Source organism: Bartonella sp. CL434QHHD (genome assembly GCF_042195145.1).
Classification (GTDB): Bacteria; Pseudomonadota; Alphaproteobacteria; order Rhizobiales; family Rhizobiaceae; genus Bartonella.
In genome coordinates, this window is the sequence record NZ_JBHINT010000045.1 from 1 (window position 1) to 1,035 (window position 1,035).

1 protein-coding gene is annotated in these 1,035 nt (G+C 40.1%); it reads right to left on the bottom strand.

Annotated elements, in window-relative coordinates; translation table 11 throughout:
- Nucleotides 1–16 precede the first annotated feature (16 nt).
- The coding region (locus ACFILN_RS08390; protein WP_375671275.1) for an autotransporter outer membrane beta-barrel domain-containing protein at nucleotides 17–1,035 on the bottom strand (1,019 nt) is incomplete at its 5' end.

Sequence of the window (1,035 nt, forward strand, 5' to 3'; positions counted from 1 at the left end):
AAAAATAACCATATATTTAGAAACTATAGCGTACACCTATAATTCCCTGAAGGGACTGTTTTGTTTTACGCCCTTTAATATAATGGGCCTCACCATATAACTTTAACTTCTCACTCACTAAACTGCTTAAACCTATTCCTAATTTACCTGCATTCCCTGATAAGTCGGTGGTAAAGGAATGCCGTTGATTAATTAACGTTTGATTGTCATCTTTATTCTCACGCAACCATGCTGCTGTAATATACGCAAGCGATGAGGAATCCATGTGAGAACCAAATTCATATCCTAAAGATAAGCCAACCTCACTGCGTAATGAAGTGAATGGACGCATGTCACCTGTCATGTCATTCGATAACTTGATTTCTTTACCCTCAACTTGCAACCATGTAAATTGTCCATAAGGCTGCAACCAACTGTTCTTTGACGTCTGAAGTCGATAACCTGCTTCAAAGGAGGCGCCCACCGCCCATTGCCTATAACTTCCTTCAATCCCTAAACCATTCGTTGAAACTGCCTTTAGAGTATTTTGATAATGATTGTATTTTAAAATACCATCGAGATACCATCCACTATGATCCAAATAAGTGACATAAGCGCCAATACCATAAGTATTGATACCACTGATACCCCCCCGTGCATGCGCAACACGGACACGATCATAACTGCCAAAACCACCTATATAAAACTCTCCACTTTCCCACTCGCTTAAACCATTGATCCCTAAAACAATACCTGTCTGATCTAACTTAAAATCTATATGCTCTGTCGCAATACTCTCTTTAGATTTAATCGCATAGGTCCATAAAGCTGCATTCTTTTTACTTTTATTTAGAATCCCTCTTCCCGCACGCACTGTTTGCATTTCGTTGTGAAACACCATCGCTGGAGCTACAGACATAGACAATACCGCATCTGTAGAGGGCGTGGTCAAAAAGTGAGAAACTGAAAGCGTCTCACTCAATTGTGGAGAAGGTTGTTCTTTATGAACTGGACGCACAATCATCTGATCGGCTAAAGAGTGAGAAGATTCTGAAA